This is a genomic window from Streptomyces flavusporus, from assembly GCF_046267975.1.
Classification (GTDB): Bacteria; Actinomycetota; Actinomycetes; order Streptomycetales; family Streptomycetaceae; genus Streptomyces; species Streptomyces flavusporus.
In genome coordinates, this window is record NZ_CP176503.1 from 7,495,143 (window position 1) to 7,512,605 (window position 17,463).

The 17,463-nt window shown below is 69.2% G+C and carries 12 protein-coding genes and 2 pseudogenes; 13 read left to right on the plus strand and 1 reads right to left on the minus strand.

Translation table 11 applies throughout. The features are described 5' to 3' along the window. The first annotated feature begins 7 nt into the window (after positions 1-7). From ACKTSN_RS35340 to ACKTSN_RS35400, 13 genes and pseudogenes are all read left to right on the plus strand, one after another. Complete coding sequence (locus tag ACKTSN_RS35340; protein WP_409474997.1) at positions 8-889, plus strand: carbohydrate ABC transporter permease; 882 nt, start codon at positions 8-10, stop codon at positions 887-889. A 70-nt stretch (positions 890-959) separates the two neighbouring features. After that, a complete protein-coding gene (locus ACKTSN_RS35345; RefSeq protein ID WP_409472839.1) occupies positions 960-2,126 on the plus strand; it encodes a Gfo/Idh/MocA family protein in 1,167 nt (388 codons plus the stop codon). Then, positions 2,123-3,001 (plus strand): PmoA family protein, encoded by an 879-nt coding sequence (locus ACKTSN_RS35350; RefSeq protein ID WP_409472840.1) that lies wholly within the window; start codon positions 2,123-2,125, stop codon positions 2,999-3,001. The genes ACKTSN_RS35345 and ACKTSN_RS35350 overlap by 4 nt, the downstream gene beginning before the upstream one ends. Next, complete coding sequence (locus ACKTSN_RS35355; RefSeq protein WP_409472841.1) at positions 2,998-4,521, plus strand: glycoside hydrolase family 43 protein; 1,524 nt, start codon at positions 2,998-3,000, stop codon at positions 4,519-4,521. Before ACKTSN_RS35350 ends, ACKTSN_RS35355 begins: the two co-directional genes overlap by 4 nt. Positions 4,522-4,549: 28 nt before the next feature. After that, positions 4,550-5,614 (plus strand): annotated as a pseudogene (locus ACKTSN_RS35360) (pectate lyase family protein); the annotation flags it as partial. Between the two features lie 58 nt (positions 5,615-5,672). Further along, on the plus strand, positions 5,673-7,034 hold the full coding sequence (locus ACKTSN_RS35365) for an ABC transporter substrate-binding protein (RefSeq protein ID WP_409472843.1): 1,362 nt from the start codon (positions 5,673-5,675) through the stop codon (positions 7,032-7,034). 119 nt (positions 7,035-7,153) lie between these two features. After that, complete coding sequence (locus ACKTSN_RS35370) at positions 7,154-7,954, plus strand: rhamnogalacturonan acetylesterase (protein WP_409472844.1); 801 nt, start codon at positions 7,154-7,156, stop codon at positions 7,952-7,954. Between the two features lie 35 nt (positions 7,955-7,989). After that, on the plus strand, positions 7,990-9,300 hold the full coding sequence (locus ACKTSN_RS35375) for a pectate lyase family protein (RefSeq protein ID WP_409472845.1): 1,311 nt from the start codon (positions 7,990-7,992) through the stop codon (positions 9,298-9,300). A gap of 96 nt (positions 9,301-9,396) precedes the next feature. Further along, positions 9,397-10,563: a pectinesterase family protein gene (locus tag ACKTSN_RS35380; RefSeq protein WP_409472846.1), complete on the plus strand. Its 1,167-nt coding sequence runs from the start codon at positions 9,397-9,399 to the stop codon at positions 10,561-10,563. 1 nt (position 10,564) lies between these two features. Then, positions 10,565-10,993 (plus strand): annotated as a pseudogene (locus ACKTSN_RS35385) (pectinesterase family protein); the annotation flags it as partial. 793 nt (positions 10,994-11,786) lie between these two features. Beyond that, positions 11,787-13,037, plus strand: coding sequence for a group II intron reverse transcriptase/maturase (gene ltrA / locus ACKTSN_RS35390; protein WP_409468519.1), 1,251 nt, complete (start codon positions 11,787-11,789; stop codon positions 13,035-13,037). Between the two features lie 98 nt (positions 13,038-13,135). Beyond that, positions 13,136-13,990, plus strand: coding sequence for a pectate lyase family protein (locus tag ACKTSN_RS35395; protein WP_409474998.1), 855 nt, complete (start codon positions 13,136-13,138; stop codon positions 13,988-13,990). Continuing rightward, the gene (locus ACKTSN_RS35400; RefSeq protein WP_409472847.1) at positions 13,977-15,125 is read left to right on the plus strand and encodes a dienelactone hydrolase family protein; all 1,149 of its coding nucleotides are present in this window, start codon (positions 13,977-13,979) and stop codon (positions 15,123-15,125) included. The genes ACKTSN_RS35395 and ACKTSN_RS35400 overlap by 14 nt, the downstream gene beginning before the upstream one ends. On the opposite strand, the gene ACKTSN_RS35405 is transcribed toward ACKTSN_RS35400, so the two are convergent. Next, positions 15,106-17,316 (minus strand): family 43 glycosylhydrolase, encoded by a 2,211-nt coding sequence (locus tag ACKTSN_RS35405; RefSeq protein WP_409472848.1) that lies wholly within the window; start codon positions 17,314-17,316, stop codon positions 15,106-15,108. The two genes, ACKTSN_RS35400 and ACKTSN_RS35405, sit on opposite strands and share 20 nt — an antisense overlap. Between the last annotated feature and the right edge of the window lie 147 nt (positions 17,317-17,463).

The window sequence follows — 17,463 nt, forward strand, 5'->3', positions numbered from 1 at the left end:
GGCCACCATGGTCGCGCCCGCGCCCGCGCCCCGGCGCACGGTGCGCGAGCCGCAGCGTCCGGCGAAGAAGCGCCGCGCCTGGGACGAGGCCCCTCGCTGGCAGATCTATCTGCCGCTGTCGATCTACCTGGTCTTCACCCTCATCCCCTTCTACTGGATCCTGCTCTTCGCCCTGCGCCCGGCCGGCTCGACCTCCCTGGTCCCCTGGCCGATGACCTTCGACCACTTCGAGAAGGTCTGGACGGAGCGAAGCTTCGGTACCTACTTCCAGAACAGCGTGCTCGTCGGCCTCGCCACCCTCTTCCTGACGACCGTCGTCGCCCTGGCGGGCGGTTACGCGCTCGCCCGGTTCGACTTCCGCATCAAGCGGGCCTTCATGCTCGCCCTGCTCTGCTCCCAGTTCGTGCCGGGCGCGCTGCTGCTGGTCCCGCTGTTCGAGATCTTCGCCGAACTGCAGATGATCAACTCGCTCGGCAGCGTCATCCTCGCCGAGACGGTCTTCCAGCTGCCGTTGTCGATGATCCTCATCAGCAACTTCATCAAGAACGTGCCGTACTCCCTGGAGGAGGCGGCCTGGGTCGACGGCTGCAACCGCATGACCGCCTTCCGGGTCGTCGTACTGCCGCTGCTGCGCCCCGGGCTGATCGCGGTCGGTTCCTTCGCCTTCGTGCACTCCTGGAACCACTTCCTGTTCGCCCTGATGTTCCTCAACAACCAGCAGAAGCAGACCATCCCGGTCGGCCTGAACACCCTGATGAGCGCGGACAGCGTCGACCTGGGCGCCCTCGCGGCGGGCGGCATCATCGCCGCCGTCCCGGTGGTGCTCGTGTTCGCCTTCATCCAGAAGTGGCTGATCACCGGGTTCAGCGCGGGGGCGGTGAAGGGGTGATGAGGGTGCGTCGGAGGATCATCCGGATCGCCGGAGAGGTGGCACGCGGAGCGGGCGCGGGGAGGATCCCATGACCACACCACTGCCCGTGGTACTCGCGGGCGCCCGAGGGCACGGCCGCTGGCACGTGCAGAACATCCGCCGGCTCCAGGAGCGGGGTCTCGTACGACTGGCGGGCATCTGTGAGCCGACCCCGCTCACCGAGGAGGAGTTCGGCGGCGAACTCCCGGCGCAGTCCGCCGACTTCGGCGCGCTGCTCGACTCCACCGGCGCCCGTGCCGCCGTCGTCTGCACGCCGATCCCCACGCACACCGACCTTGCGCTGACGGCCGCGCGCAGAGGTGTCCACCTCCTGCTGGAGAAGCCGCCGGCGCCGTCGTACGCCGAGTTCCGCCGGATGGCCGACGGGGTCGCCGAGGCGGGCGTCGCCTGTCAGATCGGCTTCCAGTCGCTGGGCTCGCACGCCGTGCCCGCGATCCGGGAGCTGATCGCCGACGGTGCGATCGGCGAGGTGGCCGGGGTCGGCGGGGCCGGCGCCTGGGCGCGCGACGAGGCCTACTACCGGCGGGCACCGTGGGCGGGCCGGCGCCGGCTGAACGGCGTCGACGTGATCGACGGGGCGCTGACCAACCCGCTCGCGCACGCCGTGGCCACCGCGCTCGCCCTCAGCGGCGCCACCCGCGCCGAGGACGTCACCGCCATCGAGACCGAACTGTGGCGGGCCAACGCCATCGAGGCCGACGACACCTCCTGCGTCCGCGTCACCACCACCGAGGGCCGCCCGGTCACCGTTGCCGCCACCCTGTGCGCCGAGCGGCCCGACGAGCCGTACGTGCTGGTGCACGGCAGCGGGGGCCGGATCACCTTCTGGTACAAGCAGGACCGCGTCCTGCTCCAGCGGGCGGACCACGGCCCGGAGGAGTTCGAGTACGGCCGCACGGACCTCCTGGAGAACCTGGTCGAGCACCTCACCACCGGCGCCGACCTGCTGGTCCCGCCGGACACGACGGGCGCTTTCATGCGGGTCGTGGAGGCGATCCGGCAGGCCCCGGACCCGGCCCCGCTGCCCGACTCCGCCTGGCATCTCCTGCCCGGCGAGCAGCGGCGGGTGGTGCCCGGTGTCGACGGACTCGTCGCGGCCGCCGCCGACACCCTCGCCCTCTACTCAGAGCTGGGCGCTCCGTGGGCGCTCGGGAACGCGCCGCGGAACGACCGTAAGGAGGTGAGCACCCGATGACGACCCACGACTCGCCGGTCCTGCGCGTCGCGGGCCGCCCGGTCGGCCGGTACGTCACCCGGCCCGAACTCCCGGACCGGCTTTCCCCGCGCCCGTACCTGCACCCCGTCACCACCCTGGCCGGCACGGCGGTCACCGAGCTGAGCCCCGCCGACCACCTGCACCACCTCGGCGTCGGTGTCGCCGTTCCCGACGTCGAGGGGCACAACTTCTGGGGCGGGCGCACCTATGTCCGCGACCGGGGCCCGACCGAGCTCGACAACCACGGCGCTCAGCGGCACGTCGCCTTCCAGCTCCGCGATCCCGACGGATTCGTCGAGGAACTGCGCTGGGTGGCCGCGGGAGCCGAGGTGCTGCGCGAGCGCCGTACGGTCGCCGCGACCGAACTCACCGATACCGCCTGGGCGTTGGACTTCACCTTCGCCCTCACCAACATCACCTCCGGCCCGCTGTCGATCGGCAGTCCCGCCACCAACGGGCGCCCCGGAGCGGCCTACGGCGGCTTCTTCTGGCGCGCCCGCAAGGAGGCCTCGGTGCCGGACGTCTTCACTCCGGGCGGCGAGGGCGAGGAGCAGGTGCACGGCACCCGCGCCGACTGGCTGGCCCTGGTTGGCACTGGCTGGACGCTGGTCTTCGCCGGCGCCACAGACACCACCCGCCGGGACCCCTGGTTCGTCCGCACCGCCGAATACCCCGGCGTCGGCTCCTCGCTCGCGTACGACGAGCGGCTGCCGATCCCTCCCCCACTGCCCGAAAGGCGTGGGAGGTGCCCCCATGGCGACACCGTCGTCCGCCGGATCGTCACCGTTGTCGCCGACGGCCGGCTCGGCCGGGACGAGGCCGCGGCCCTGGCCCGGAAGGCGGTGACCCAGTGACCGCGCAGCAGACGGACCGCACCTACCGCAACCCGATCCTCGACGCCGACTGGTCCGACCCGGACGTCATCCGCGTCGGCGACGACTTCTACCTCACCGCCTCCAGCTTCGGCCGCGTCCCCGGCCTTCCCCTGCTGCACTCCCGCGACCTGGTCAACTGGACGCTGGTCGGACACGCCCTGGGCCGCCTGGAACCGGCGGACGCGTTCGCCACGCCCCGGCACGACTGCGGCGTCTGGGCACCGTCCCTGCGCCATCACGACGACCGCTTCTGGATCTTCTGGGGCGACCCCGACCAGGGCATCTACCAGATCAACGCCCCGGAGATACGCGGCCCCTGGACCCGCCCGCACCTCCTGAAGGCGGGCAAGGGCCTGATCGACCCCTGCCCCCTGTGGGACGACGAAACGGGCGAGGCCTACCTCGTGCACGCCTGGGCCAGGTCCCGCTCCGGGATCAAGAACCGTCTCACCGGCCACCGTATGCACCCCGACGCGACCTCCCTCCTCGACGAGGGCAAGGTGATCGTCGACGCCGACCGCATCCCCGGCTGGTTCACCCTCGAGGGGCCCAAGCTCTACCGGTACGACGGCTGGTTCTGGATCCTGGCGCCCGCCGGGGGAGTGGAGACCGGCTGGCAGGGCGCCTTCCGCTCACGCGGCTTCTTCGGGCCGTACGAGGAGAAGGTCGTCCTCGAGCAGAAGGACACCGACGTCAACGGACCGCACCAGGGCGGCTGGGTGCGCACCCCGTCCGGCGAGGACTGGTTCGTGCACTTCCAGCAGCGCGGCGCCTACGGCCGGGTGGTACACCTCCAGCCGATGCGCTGGGGGGCCGACGGCTGGCCGGTGCTGGGGGACGACGGCGCACCTGTCGCCGTGCACGAACGCCCCGATCTGCCGCCGCAGCCGCCGGCCGCGCCCGCCACCGACGACGACTTCCCCGGCGGGCGGTACGGCCGCCAGTGGCAGTGGACGGCCAACCCCCGCGACGGCTGGGCCACCCAGCACTCCGGCGACGGGCTACGGCTGACCTGCGTCCGCTCGGCCGACGCGCACGACCTGCGCAGACTGCCGAGCATCCTCACCCAGCGGCTGCCCGGAAGGCCGGCCGTCGTCGAGGTGGAGCTACGGCTCGACAGCGAGGAACCGGGGGCACGGGCCGGGCTCGCGGTGCTCGGGGACGCGTATCGCTGGATCGGGTTGCAGCGGGCGGCCGACGGGACCGTCCACCTCGTGCACCGGTTCGCGGAGGGGGTGGCGGAGCGGGAAAGGGACGCCGACCATCCGCGGTCGGCGCCGGACGGGCGGGCGTTCCTGCGGATCGAGATCGGATCCGGGGCGCGCTGCCGCTTCTTCTACGACGTCGGCGACGGCCCGCGTCCCTCCGGGCAGGTCTTCGCCGCCACCCCCTGGCGGTGGGTCGGCGCCCTGCTCGGCCTGTTCGCCCTCGCGCCCGAGGACGGGCCGGGGCATGCCGGCGCGGGCATGTTCACGCACTTCCGCATCACCGCCATGTGAAGTCACCGCACGCCTGTTGGGAGCCGCAATGACGCACTTCCGGAGCAAGCGCTTGCCAGGAGCGGGCAGAGCCCTGGCCGCCGTCATGGGTCTGGTCGCCGCGCTGGGACTGGGCGCTGTCGAGGCGGACGCCGCCCCGACCGCCCCGGCGACGGCCGACCGCTTCACCGACCGCCCCCACGGCTTCGCCTCCCTGGCCGGCGGCACGACCGGCGGTGCGGGCGGCAAGGTCGTCACCGTCACCGACCAGGCCTCGCTGGAGCGGTACGCGGCGGCGCCCGAGGCGTACGTCATCCGCGTCAAGGGCACGATCACCGCGCAGCCGTTCGGCGCGAGCATCGAGGTCGCCTCGGACAAGACGATCGTCGGCGTCGGGACGAGTGGTGAGCTGGTGCAGGGCGAGTTCCATCTCAGCCCCGGCACCCACAACGTGATCATCCGCAACCTGACGATCCGCGACTCGGCGATCGAGGGCGACTGGGACTGCAAGGACACCGACTTCGACGGCATCCAGATGGACACCGTCCACCATGTGTGGGTCGACCACAACCGCTTCTCGAACATCTGCGACGGGCAGCTCGACGTCCGCAAGAACAGCGAGTACGTGACCGTCTCCTACAACCGGTTCGAGAACAACAACAAGACGTTCGGGCTCGGTTGGACGACCGACGTCAGGACGCAGATCACGATCGACCACAACCTGTTCGCCAACACCAAGCAGCGCAACCCCTCCGTCGACAACGCCGCCTACGCGCACCTCTACAACAACCACCTGACCGCGCAGGCGGATCCGGGCGACCCCGTGTGGACGTACGGGAACTGGTCGCGCGGCCGGACCCGCATGGTCATCGAGAACTCCTACTACGAGAACGTCCAGCACCCCTACCAGGCCGACGGCACGGCCGAGCTGGTGCAGCGCGGGTCGATCCTCAAGGGCACGGCCGGGCGGCACGACGAGTGGGGCGCGGCCTTCGACCCGCGTGCCTTCTACGACTACCGGCTGGACCCGGCCTCAGCCGTCCCGGCGCTGGTCAAGCGCTTCGCAGGACCGCAGAAGCAGATCGGCACCGGGCTGCACGGCCCCGCCGATCACCACTGACCCCCACACACCTTCACATCTGAAGTTGGATCCAGAAGAAGAGAGCCGACCAATGAAGATCAGCAATCGCAGAAGCAGCACCGGCAGGCGTCGTATGCCGGCCGCCGTCGCCCTGGGCGCCGTGCTCGCGCTGACCGTCACCGCCTGCGGCGACGACGGCAGCGGTGCGGCCGGCGACAAGGGCGGCGAGGGCAGCGGCAAGGGCAAGATCGTCTTCTGGGACAACAATGGCGGTGTCCGCACCGACATCTGGAAGGAGATCATCGCCGACTTCGAGAAGGCGAACCCGGACATCAAGGTCGAGTACGTCGGGATCGCTTCCACCGAGTACCAGTCCAAGGTCGACACCGCCATCCAGGGCGGCGGCCTGCCGGACGTCGGCGGCGTCGGCGCGGCCATGCTCGCCGGCTTCGCCGCGCAGGGCGCGCTGGAGCCGCTGGACGAGCGGCTCGCCAAGTCGTCGCTGAACGGCAAGCTCAACGAGGACATGGTCGAGTCGCTGAAGGCGGCCGGCGGTGGCGACGACGCGCTGTACTCGATCCCGACCTCCGCGAACAACGGTGTCCTGTACTACCGCACCGACCTGTTCAAGAAGGCGGGACTGGAGGACCCCACCACCTGGGACGCCTTCTACAAGGCCGCCGAGGAACTCACCGACACGGGCAAGAACGAGTTCGGGTACACCATCCGGGGCGGGGCGGGGTCGATCGCCCAGGCGCTGGACGCCATGTACGGGCAGTCCGGGATCACGTCCTTCTGGGACGCGAGCGGTGAGAAGACCACGGTCAACGACGCGAAGAACGTGGCGGCGCTGGAGAAGTACGCGGCCCTCTACAAGAAGGTCACCCCGGCCGCCGACCTCAACAACGACTTCACCAAGATGGTCGCGCAGTGGGACTCCGGCACCATCGGCATGCTGAACCACAACCTGGGCTCGTACCAGGACCACGTGAAGGCGTTCGGCACGGACAAGTTCCGGGGCATTCCGCAGCCGATCGGGCCCGGCGGCAAGCGGGTGCAGGTGTCCAACCCGGTGGACGGGCTCGGCGTGTTCAAGAGCTCCAAGAACAAGGAAGCCGCGTGGAAGTTCATCGAGTTCGCGACATCGCCCGAGGCGAACTCGAAGTTCAACGAGTCTGCGGGTCAGGTGCCGGCGCACACCGATGCGGCGAAGGACGCGTGGATTTCCGAGGCGGAGCCGACGAGGTTGGCGGCGGAGGCGCTGAGTGATGGGTCTACGACCATCGTGCAGTTGCCGTACTACCTGCCGGACTGGAACACGATTTCCAAGGCGGACAATGAGCCGAACTTCCAGAAGGTGCTGCTGGGGGACATGAGTGCGAAGGAGTTTCTGGACACGTTGGCCGAGCAGCTGAATGAGGCGCAGGCCGAGTGGAAGCAGCAGAACGGTTAAAAGCCGGGTTCATTGTGGGGCGGTCCGTGGTCTTCGGGCTGCGGGCCGTCCCTGGCTGGTCGCGCAGTTCCCCGCGCCCCTGAGGGCGTTAGGCCTCCCCTTTCTTGAAAGGAACTGTCGTGTCACTCACGCGTAGACAGGTTGCCGCCGCTGCCCTTGCCGCTGTGCCGGTCTCGGTGGCCGCTGCCGGGCCCGCACACGCAACCGGCCACCGTCGCACCCGAACTCTCTACATCGCTGGTGACTCCACCGCCGCTCAGAAATACGCCGACGCCGCGCCCGAGACCGGGTGGGGAATGGCTCTTCCCTTCTTTCTGCACAAGGACCGGCCCGTTTTGAATCACGCGGTCAACGGGCGCAGTTCGAAGAGTTTTGTCGATGAAGGGCGGCTCGATGTCATCCTCGGCGCCATTCGGCCCGGCGATTTCCTGCTGATCCAGTTCGCGCACAACGACGAGAAGGTCGCCGACCCCACTCGGTACACCGAGCCCTGGTCGACGTACCAGGACTATCTGCGCCTGTACGTCGACGGCGCCCGGGCGCGTGGTGCGCGGCCGGTGCTTGCCACCGCCGTTGAGCGGCGCCGGTTCGACGCGAGCGGCAACGCCGTGCCGACCCACGGCGACTATCCGGCGGCGATGCGTGCGCTCGCCCAGGAGGAGCGCGTGGCGTTGCTCGACATCCAGGCGCTGTCGCTCGTGTTGTGGCAGCAGCTCGGGGTGGAGGGCACGAAGGCGTACTTCAACTGGACCGCCACCGAGCAGGACAACACGCACTTCAATCCGCCGGGCGCCATCGCCGTGGCGCGTCTCGTGGCGCGGGAGCTGCTGCGTGCGCGTGTGCTCGGCCCGCAGGACGTGCGCCGGCTCGACGAGGAGATCCCGGAGCCCTGGATCACCTGGCCGCAGGCCGCCGCGTAACCACACCCCTCGATTGCAGAGAAGAGAGCCGCACAATGAACACACGCAGATGGCATGGGCATGCCACTAGAACTGCCGTTCTGATCGGCTGCACCGCGCTCGTCCTCGGTGTCACCGGGACCGGAGCTCAGGCCGGGTCCCGTGATCTCGGTCGTGAGGTCCTCGCCGCGGGCGACGGCTGGGGTTCGGAAGGGGCGGGGACGACTGGTGGTTCGGCCGCCGATGCCGAGCACGTCCACACCGTCACCACCTGGGCGGAGTTCAAGCAGGCGCTCGCCGATGGCGGCAGCGCGCCCAAGATCATCAGGGTCAAGGGCATGATCGACGCCGTCTCCCAGGGCTGTGAGGCCTTCGCAACCGGGGGTTACGACCTCCAGCAGTACCTCAAGGACTACGACCCGGCGGTCTGGGGCAACGACAGGCCCGCCAGCGGTCCGCAGGAGGAGGCGCGGGCCGCGTCCGCCGCCAACCAGGACTCGGAGATCAAGGCCAACGTTCCCAGCAACACCACCATCGTCGGCGTCGGCAAGAACTCCGGCATCCTCGGCGGCAGCCTTCAGATCAAGGGCGTCTCGAACGTCATCCTGCGCAACCTCACCATCGAGGCCCCTCTGGACTGCTTCCCGAAGTGGGACCCGACCGACGACAACAAGACCGGCAACTGGAACTCCGAGTACGACGCGGTGGTCGTCTACGGCACCGATCACGTGTGGATCGACCACAACACGTTCACCGACGGGCGTTACCCCGACAGCGAGCGGCCGGTCTACTTCGGCAAGGTCTTCCAGCAGCACGACGGGCTGACGGACATCGTGCGCGGCTCCAACTACGTGACCGTGTCCTGGAACCGCTTCCAGGACCACGACAAGAACATGCTGATCGGGAACAGCGACAGCACCGCCAGTCTCGACTCCGGCAAGCTCAAGGTCACCATGCACCACAACCGCTTCGAGGGGATCCTCCAGCGCTCTCCGCGCGTGCGGTTCGGACAGGTCGACGTCTACAACAACCACTACGTGGTGAACGAGGAGCAGAAGGACGATTACTACATCTTCGGTGTCGGCATCTCCTCGCAGCTCCACGCCAGTGACAACGCGATCTCGCTGCCGGCCGGCGCCAAGGTCGGCAAGGTCCTCAAGAAGTGGAACGAATCCCCGCTCACCGCCGAGAACAACTACGTCAACGGCAAGCTGACCGACCTGATCGCCGTCCACAACGCGGAGATCCCCGAGGAGACCCTCCAGTCGGGCGCCGGGTGGAAGCCGACCCTGCGGACGAAGGTCGACCACCCCAGGGCGGTCCCGGGGATCGTCGGCAGCCGTGCGGGTGCAGGCCGCGTGTGCTGACGCCTGCCTGAGCGAGCCGAGAAGGCCGGGGCTCGCGAGCCCGGCCCGCTGTCCCACTCCCTTGATGCACGAGCCGCACATCGTAGGAGCACCCGCATGCCTTCGCCCCTCCTTCGCCGACCGCCCCTGTCCAGAAGAGGTTTCCTGCTGGCGAGCGCCGGTGCCGGCGCCACGCTCGCCCTCGCATCGGCCCCCGCGCGAGCCGCCGGAGCCCGGCCGTGTCCCTTCGGCCGGTACGGTTCACCGGCCGACCGCCTGACCCCGCAGACCCTGTACGTCGACCCCTCCGGCCAGGGTGACTTCACCTCCGTCCAGGTCGCCGTGACCGCAGCTGGGGGTACCTCCCAGGCGTTCAGCACTGGGGGAGGCAGCGACTGGACGCTGGTCATCGCGCCGGGGACGTACCGGGAGACGGTCGCCGTCGACGTGACCCGTACGGAGATGACCTGGCTCGGGGCCAGTGGGGACCCGCGCGACGTCGTCATCGTCTACGACAACGCCGCCGGCACCCCCAAGCCCGGCGGCGGCACCTACGGCACCACCGGATCCGCCACCACCCTCGTCCAGGCCGACGGCTTCACCGCCCGCCACATCACCTTCGCCAACGACTGGCTGCGTGCCGACCACCCCGACATCAGCGGCACCCAGGCCGTCGCCATCAAGGTGCAGGGCGACCGGTCCGCCTTCCACCACTGCCGGTTCCTCGGCCACCAGGACACCCTGTACGCCGACTCCATGGCCCTCGGCGTCTTCGCCCGCCAGTACTTCTCGCACTGCTACGCCGAGGGCGACGTCGACTTCGTCTTCGGGCGGGCCACGGCCGTGTACGAGCACTGCCACTTCCGCACGCTCAACCGGACGGACCTCGGGGGAGCCCCGTACGGCTTCGTCTTCGCGCCCTCCACGGCGGGCGCCAACCCACGGGGTCATCTGGTGGTACGCAGCCGTATCACCAGCGAAGCCCCGGACACCTACTACAAGCTGGCCCGCCCCTGGGTGCCCAGCTCCGACCGCACCGCCCACCCGTCGCTCACCGTCCGGGAGACCTGGCTGGGCCCCGGCATCGACGCGGTCGCGCCCTACGCCAACATGTCGGACGCCTTCCCGTGGCAGAACCAGCGCTTCGCCGAGTACCGCAACACCGGCCCCGGCGCGGTCGTCACCGTTCCCGAGAACCGTCCCCAACTCACCTCGGAGCAGGCCGAGTCGGCTACCCGAGAGACATACCTCGGCGACTGGACGCCATGGAAGGAGGGCCGCTGAGATGCGCAGGCGCACCCTCCTCACGGGAATCACCGGGATCGCCGGGGGACTGGTCGCCGTCGGTGCCACGCCCGCCATCGCCGCCGCCCGCCGGGTGCTGCACGTCCGATCCGGCGACTCCGTTCAGGCGGCCGTGGACGCGGTGGACGGGCCCGGCTGGACGATCGTCGTGCACCCGGGGACGTATCAGGAGGTGGTGAAAGTCCCGGCAGGCAAGGGAGAGTTGACGTTGCGCGGCGCCACCCGTGACCCGCGCGACGCCGTCATCGTCTACGACAACGCCAACGGCACCCAGAAGCCCGACGGTTCGGGCACCTACGGCACAGCGGGCTCCGCCACCTTCACCTCGGCCGCACCCGGACTGACCGTCCGTGACCTGACCCTCGCCAACGACTGGCTGCGCGCCCTGGCCAACCATGGCGACCCCACCGTACCCAAGGTGATCCGGGTCGTCGGCGACATCAACGGGCATGAGGCGGCCGACGGTTCGCTGCTCGGCGAGCAGGACTACGCGCCCGGCTACGACCTCGCCCGGTACATGTCCTGCTTCGGTGAGGACGGCGCGGAGTGGTCCGACACACGCCACGACTACTGCAAGCAGCAGCGTCAGCTCCGCCGGACGGGGTCGGCGAGGGAGAAGGCGCAGATCGTGTGCCACGAACGCTGAAGGAGGCATTGATGTAGCAGCTTCTGGAAGCGGTGCTGTGCAGGAGATGGAGATAGGTCCTCCGGGGTCGCCCTGCAGGGGGAGGCTCCAAACCACCGCAGGCTGCGTCGGTTAAGTGCCGATCGTGGTGAGCGCTGCGGCAAAAGGCGCGGCAGTGATCGCGTCAGGTGTGGGTCAGGAAGGCGAGCGTGAGCGAACCGCTGACGACGTGTCGTAACTTTCTTCAATGGCGTCGAAACCGGGGCATGATTTGGGCTCCGGGACAAGTCCGGGGGGAGCCTGCCGACTGCCCGGATGGCGTCCGGCATGGAGGCGGCGCGAGCCTGGCCCGGGCTCTTGCACGGAACGTGGGAACCTGTCGCCCCGATACTGCGGTCGGCCCGGTGGGCCGGCGGCGAGAGGGAGTGCTCCAAGCGGACAAGACCGCGAGGGGCCGAGTACCGAAGCGGGGCACGGGGGCGGACCGTCTCGTAGTAGTGGTGAAGCCCGGTAATGCGGGTGGAGCGAAGGGGACGGGTCGTCCGGGTCTGTTTGGCGGTCAACCGGAGTGCCCGGGATGAGCCGGACGAGCGGACCAAAGTCGTTCGGGATCTCGAAACACCTGGTGTTCGAGGCGTACTTGAGGGTCAAGGCCAACAAGGGAGCGGCGGGCGTCGACGGCGAGTCGATCGAGCAGTTCGAGGCTGACCTGCGGGGCAACCTCTACAAGCTGTGGAATCGCATGTCGTCGGGCTGCTACTTCCCGCCGCCGGTGCGGATGGTGGAGATCGACAAGCCGGGAGGACGCGGGGTCAGGATCCTCGGTGTGCCCACGGTTGCGGACAGAATCGCGCAGACGGTGGTGGCCATGGTGCTGGAGCCGCTGGTGGAACCTGTGTTCCACCCGGACTCCTACGGCTACCGGCCCCGCCGCAGTGCGCTGGATGCGGTCGCGGTGTGCCGGGAGCGGTGCTGGAAGACGGACTGGGTGATCGATCTGGACATCCGGGGCTTCTTCGACAACCTCGATCATGATCTCGTCCTCAAGGCGGTCGCGCACCACACCGACCAGCGGTGGGTCCTGCTGTATGTGGAGCGGTGGCTCAAGGCCCCGCTCCAGCGGCCGGACGGCAGCCTGCAAGCCCGGGACCGCGGCAGCCCGCAGGGCTCGGCGGTCTCACCCGTGTTGTCCAACCTGTTCATGCACTACGCGTTCGACGCCTGGATGGCCCGGGAGCACCCTGGCGTCCAGTTCGAGCGCTATTGCGATGACGTGGTGGTCCACTGTCGCAACGAGGTCCAGGCGCATCAGATGCGTGAGGCCATCGCCGGGCGGCTGGCCGACTGCGGGGGGCTGCAACTGCATCCCCAGAAGACCCGCATCGTGTATTGCAGGGACAGGAACAGGCGTGGCTTGGCCGAGCACACCTCGTTCGTGTTCCTGGGGTACGGGTTTCGCGTACGGAAACTCCGGACGAAGCGCGGAGACTTCTTCTTCGGCTTCAACCCGGCCGTCAGCGACGAGGCCGCCAAGCAGATCCGGGTGCAGATCCGCCGCTGGCGGCTGCACTTGCGAAGTGAGACGACCCTGGAGCAGCTCGCCCGGGAGATCAACCCGGTCGTGCGGGGCTGGATCAACTACTTCGGGCGCTTCCATCCGTCCGCGTTGTACCCCAGCCTCAACCGCATCAACGACTACCTGGTGCGGTGGCTCGTCCGCAAGTACAAGCGGTTCAAACGGAAACGAGCCAGAGCGCGTGAAGCCCTGAGCCGTCACGCCAGGCGGTTCCCCGGACTCTTCGCCCACTGGAAGTTCGTCAAGCCGTGACCGCGAACGACTGGACGATGGGAGCCGTGTAAGCCGAGAGGCTTACGCACGGTTCTGAGAGCGGCGGCGGGTGAAACTCCCGCCGCCGACTCACCCAGCTGACCGTGCCGAGCAACACCACGCTCGTCGGCGCCGGCGACGACGCCCGGCTCCTCGGGGTCTTCCTGACGGTCAACACCGGCACGAACATCGTCGTGCGGAACCTGCACCTCGAAGCGCCCGTCGACCACTTCACCACCTGGTCACCGGGCGACGGCACGCGGGGCAGCTGGAACGCCCGCTTCGACGCCATGACCGTGATCACCGGCAAGCACATCTGGATCGACCACTGCACCTTCACCGACGGCCGCTTCCCCGACCGCGAGGCACCCCTCGGCTTCCACGGCGAGCACGTCCAACGGCACGACGGGCTGCTGGACATCGAGGACGGCTCCGACTTCATCACCGTCTCCGACAGCCGCTTCGAGGATCACGACAAGGCGATCCTCATCGGGTCCGGCGACGGGCGCGGCGACCGCGACCGGGGGCACCTGAAGGTGACGTTCCTCCGGAACCTCTTCACCGACATCACGCAGCGCGCCCCGCGCGTCCGCTTCGGGCAGGTGCACGTCCTCAACAACGTCTACCGGGGCCGGGCTGCCGACACCCTGTACGCGCTCGGCGTCGGCGTGGAGTCCGCGATCTTCTCCGAGCGCAATGTCTTCCGTTACCGGCAGGGCGCCCCCACCCTCGCCGTCGCGGACTACGGAGGCGACCGCTTCCACGACACCGGCTCCTGGTTCAACGGCGGCCCCGCCCACCTGAACGCGGTGGCGACCGGTCTCGGCCTCACGACCGATGTGGGCTGGGACCCTGCCGCCGTCTACGACTACCGGTCGTTGCCGTCGGAGTCGGCGGTCGAGCGGTACGTCGTCCACCATGCCGGCGCGGGGAGGGCGTATGAGCGGCCATGAGCCGGCGGGACGCCGGGCGGCCGTGGTGGATGGGCCGCTGCCCGACTTCCACGCCGCGCTGAAGGACGAACTGACCTTCCCGCTGGCCTGGGGACGGTCCCCGATCCGCGACTTCCGCGCTTGGCGACGCGCCGCCCGGGCCAAGGTCGAGGAACTGCTCGGCGTGGGACGCCAGGACGCGATCCCGTACGCGCCCGCATTCGACCCCCGCTCCCAAGGCGACGGCTTCACCCGGGAGCTGGTGACCCTCTCCCTCACCGGCTACGAGCGCGTCCGCGGCGCCCTGCTCACCCCGCACGGCACCGGCCCCTTCCCCGCCGTGCTGCTTCTGCACGACCACGGCGCCAGGTTCGACATCGGCAAGGAGAAACTCGTCCGGCCCTGGTACGACGACACCCGGGAGGCCGCCGCGCAGGCCTGGGCCGACCGGCACTTCAGCGGGCGGTTCATCGGCGACGAACTCGCCCGGCGCGGCTATGTCGTGTTCGCCGTGGACGCCCTCGGCTGGGGCGATCGAGGCCCCCTCGCCTACGACCAACAGCAGGCGCTGGCCGCCAACCTCTACAACCTCGGCTCCTCCCTCGCCGGGCTCATGGCCCGCGAGGACGTCCGCGCCGCCGGATTCCTGGCCGGCCTGGACCGCGTCGACCCGCATCGCGTCGCGGCGCTCGGCTTCTCCATGGGCGCCTACCGGGCCTGGCAGACTGCCGCGCTCACGGACGACATCGCGGCCGCGGCCTGCGTCTGCTGGATGACCGGCCTGAAGGAAATGATGGTGCCCGGCAACAACACGCTGCGCGGGCAGTCGGCGTACTACATGCTGCACCCCGGGCTCGCCCGGCATCTCGACATCCCCGACGTGGCGAGCATCGCCGCCCCCAGGCCGATGCTCTTCTTCAACGGCGCACTGGATCCGCTGTTTCCCGCCGCCGGCGTCCGCGTGGCGTACGACAGACTGCGGGCCGTCTGGCGCTCCTGCCATGCCGAGGAGGCGTTGCTGCTGAGGACCTGGCCGGATCTCGGTCACGTCTTCGTCGACCGCATGCAGGACGAGGTCCTCCGCTGGCTCGACGCCGTCCTGGAACCAGGCCCTCAGCAGCAACCCGGTCCGGCGGTCAGTCCCGCACGGGCCTGATCGATCCCAGGGTCGGCACCACCGGCTCGATCGTCCCGTCGGCCGCGAACTCGAGGCGGTCGACGGTGGTCTCCCGGTGGGTGCCGTCCCCGCCCGGCCTGCCGGGGCCGTTCAGGGCGAAGCGGTGGTAGACGATGTACCAGTCGTCGGTGCCGGGGGCGTTCACCACCGAGTGGTGGCCGGTGCCGAGGATGCCGTATTCGGGGCGCTTCTGCAGGATGGTGCCCCGCTTGGTCCACGGGCCGAGCGGAGTCGGGCCGGTGGCGTAGGCGACGTGGTAGTTCTCGCTGCGGGTGTCGTCCTCGGACCACATGTAGTAGTAGGTGCCCTGACGCTTCACCACGAAGGCACCCTCACGGAAGTTCGCCGGGGTGATGTCCTTCACCTGGGCCGGGTCGAACGACACCATGTCGTCGTTCAGCGGTACCACGTATCCGCGGCCGTTGCCCCAGTAGAGGTACGACGTCCCGTCGTCGTCCGTGAACACCGCCGGGTCGATCATCTGGCCGCTCCAGGCCCCGCCCTTGGCGACCAGGGGCTTGCCCAGCGCGTCCTTGAAGGGGCCGGCCGGGGAGTCGGCCACCGCCACGCCGATCTGTTGCTCGGCGCAGAAGTAGAAGTAGTACTTGCCGTCGCGTTCGGCGATCGCCGGGGCCCAGGCGTACTTGTCGGCCCAGCTCACGTCCGGTCCCAGGTCCAGGATCACACCGTGGTCCTTCCAGTGGACCAGGTCCTTGGACGAGAAGGCCTTGAACTGTGTGCCGCTCCAGCCGCGGAAGCCGTCCGTGGTCGGATAGATCCAGTAGCGGCCGTCCATGTAGCGGATGTCCGGGTCGGCGTACAGACCGGGCAGGATCGGGCTGCGGGTCCGCACGGCCTCGACCGTCCAGGTGCGCTTGGTTCCGTCCGCGGCCGTCACCGTGTACGTCTGCGGCTTGCGGAAGTCGCGCCGGGTGCCGGAGCGCGGGCTGACCGTGGCGCCCTCACCGACCCAGAGCTTCGGGGCGAGGCGGGTCAGGTCGGCGTCCGGCTGCATCGGGAGCACGACCTTCGAGGCGCTCTCGGTGACGATCCCGTACCCCTTCTGGTCCTTCACCGTCGCGTCCACGACCGAGGTGGGGCTCGCGGGATACGCCGCCAGCAGCCGGTCGTACTCCGCCTGCGTCACCGGAATCACCGTGCCGTGCCGGGGACTTGCCGGCAGCTGGTAGTTCTGCGAGGGCGTCCACTGCCCCGAGTCGAGGTCGGTGGTCTCGAAGGGGATGTAGCCGCGGCCGCCGTACTCGTCGACGAACAGGTACCACTTCTCCTCGGTGTTGGACTTGAAGATCGTCGGCCCCTCGCCGCGGTCCATCGAGCCGTTGCCGATGCAGTCGGCGACGAAGTCGTACGTCGTCGAGGTGAGCGTCGTCGACTTCTCCGCGGTGATGAACTTCGAGCAGGGGCTGGACGAGCTCGGGTCCCGTTCGTCCTTGGTGTAGCGGTAGTACGTCCCCTTGTGCTCGACGACCGTCGAGTCGATGACCGAGTAGCCGGGATCGTTCCACACCTTCGGCTCGCTGAAGGTGCGGAAGTCCTTCGTCGTCGCGTACAGCATCTTGTTGTACGTCGAGCCGGTGTGGTCCGGATCGTCGTCGGCGTACAGCTTCGACGCCCAGAAGACGACGTACTCGCCGAGCGTCTCGTCCCAGTAGGCCTCCGGCGCCCAGGTGTTGCCCGCGTTGTCGGGGGACACCTTCACCAGGCGCTGGTCGGTCCAGTGCACCAGGTCGGTGGACTCCCACACCATGATGGACTTGCTGCCGTGCCGCTGCACGTGGTCCCAACTGCCGCTGGAGTTGCGGTACATGCGCAGGTCGGTCGCGATCATGTAGAACTTGTCGCCCTTGGGGGAGCGGATCACGAACGGGTCGCGCAGGCCCTTCTCGCCGATGGTGGAGGTCAGGACCGGCTTGCCCGCGTTCAGCTCCCGCCAGTGCAGCGGGTCGTTGCCGCGGCTGAGGGCGTAGCGGATCTGTTCACCGTCGGCGGTGCCCTCGCCGGTGAAGTAGGCGAAGAGATAACCGGCGTACTGGGTGTCCTTCACAGGTGGTGCTCCTGGTTGCGTGCTGCCCGGCGGGGCGGTCAACAGGGTGAAGAGGAGGGCGAGGAAGGGAAGCGGGAGGAACGTGCGGACGGTGGGGCGGCGCATGGCACATCCTGTGTGAGTGTGGGGATTTTTGTTGGGTGACGTGCCTTCGGAGTGTCATCTGCCGAGGACGGTGCGTCAATCGGTGCTGCCGGGGCGGGAGGGAACCGAAAGTTTCGGTCCTTTTCGCGCGGCCCGGCAACCTTTCCG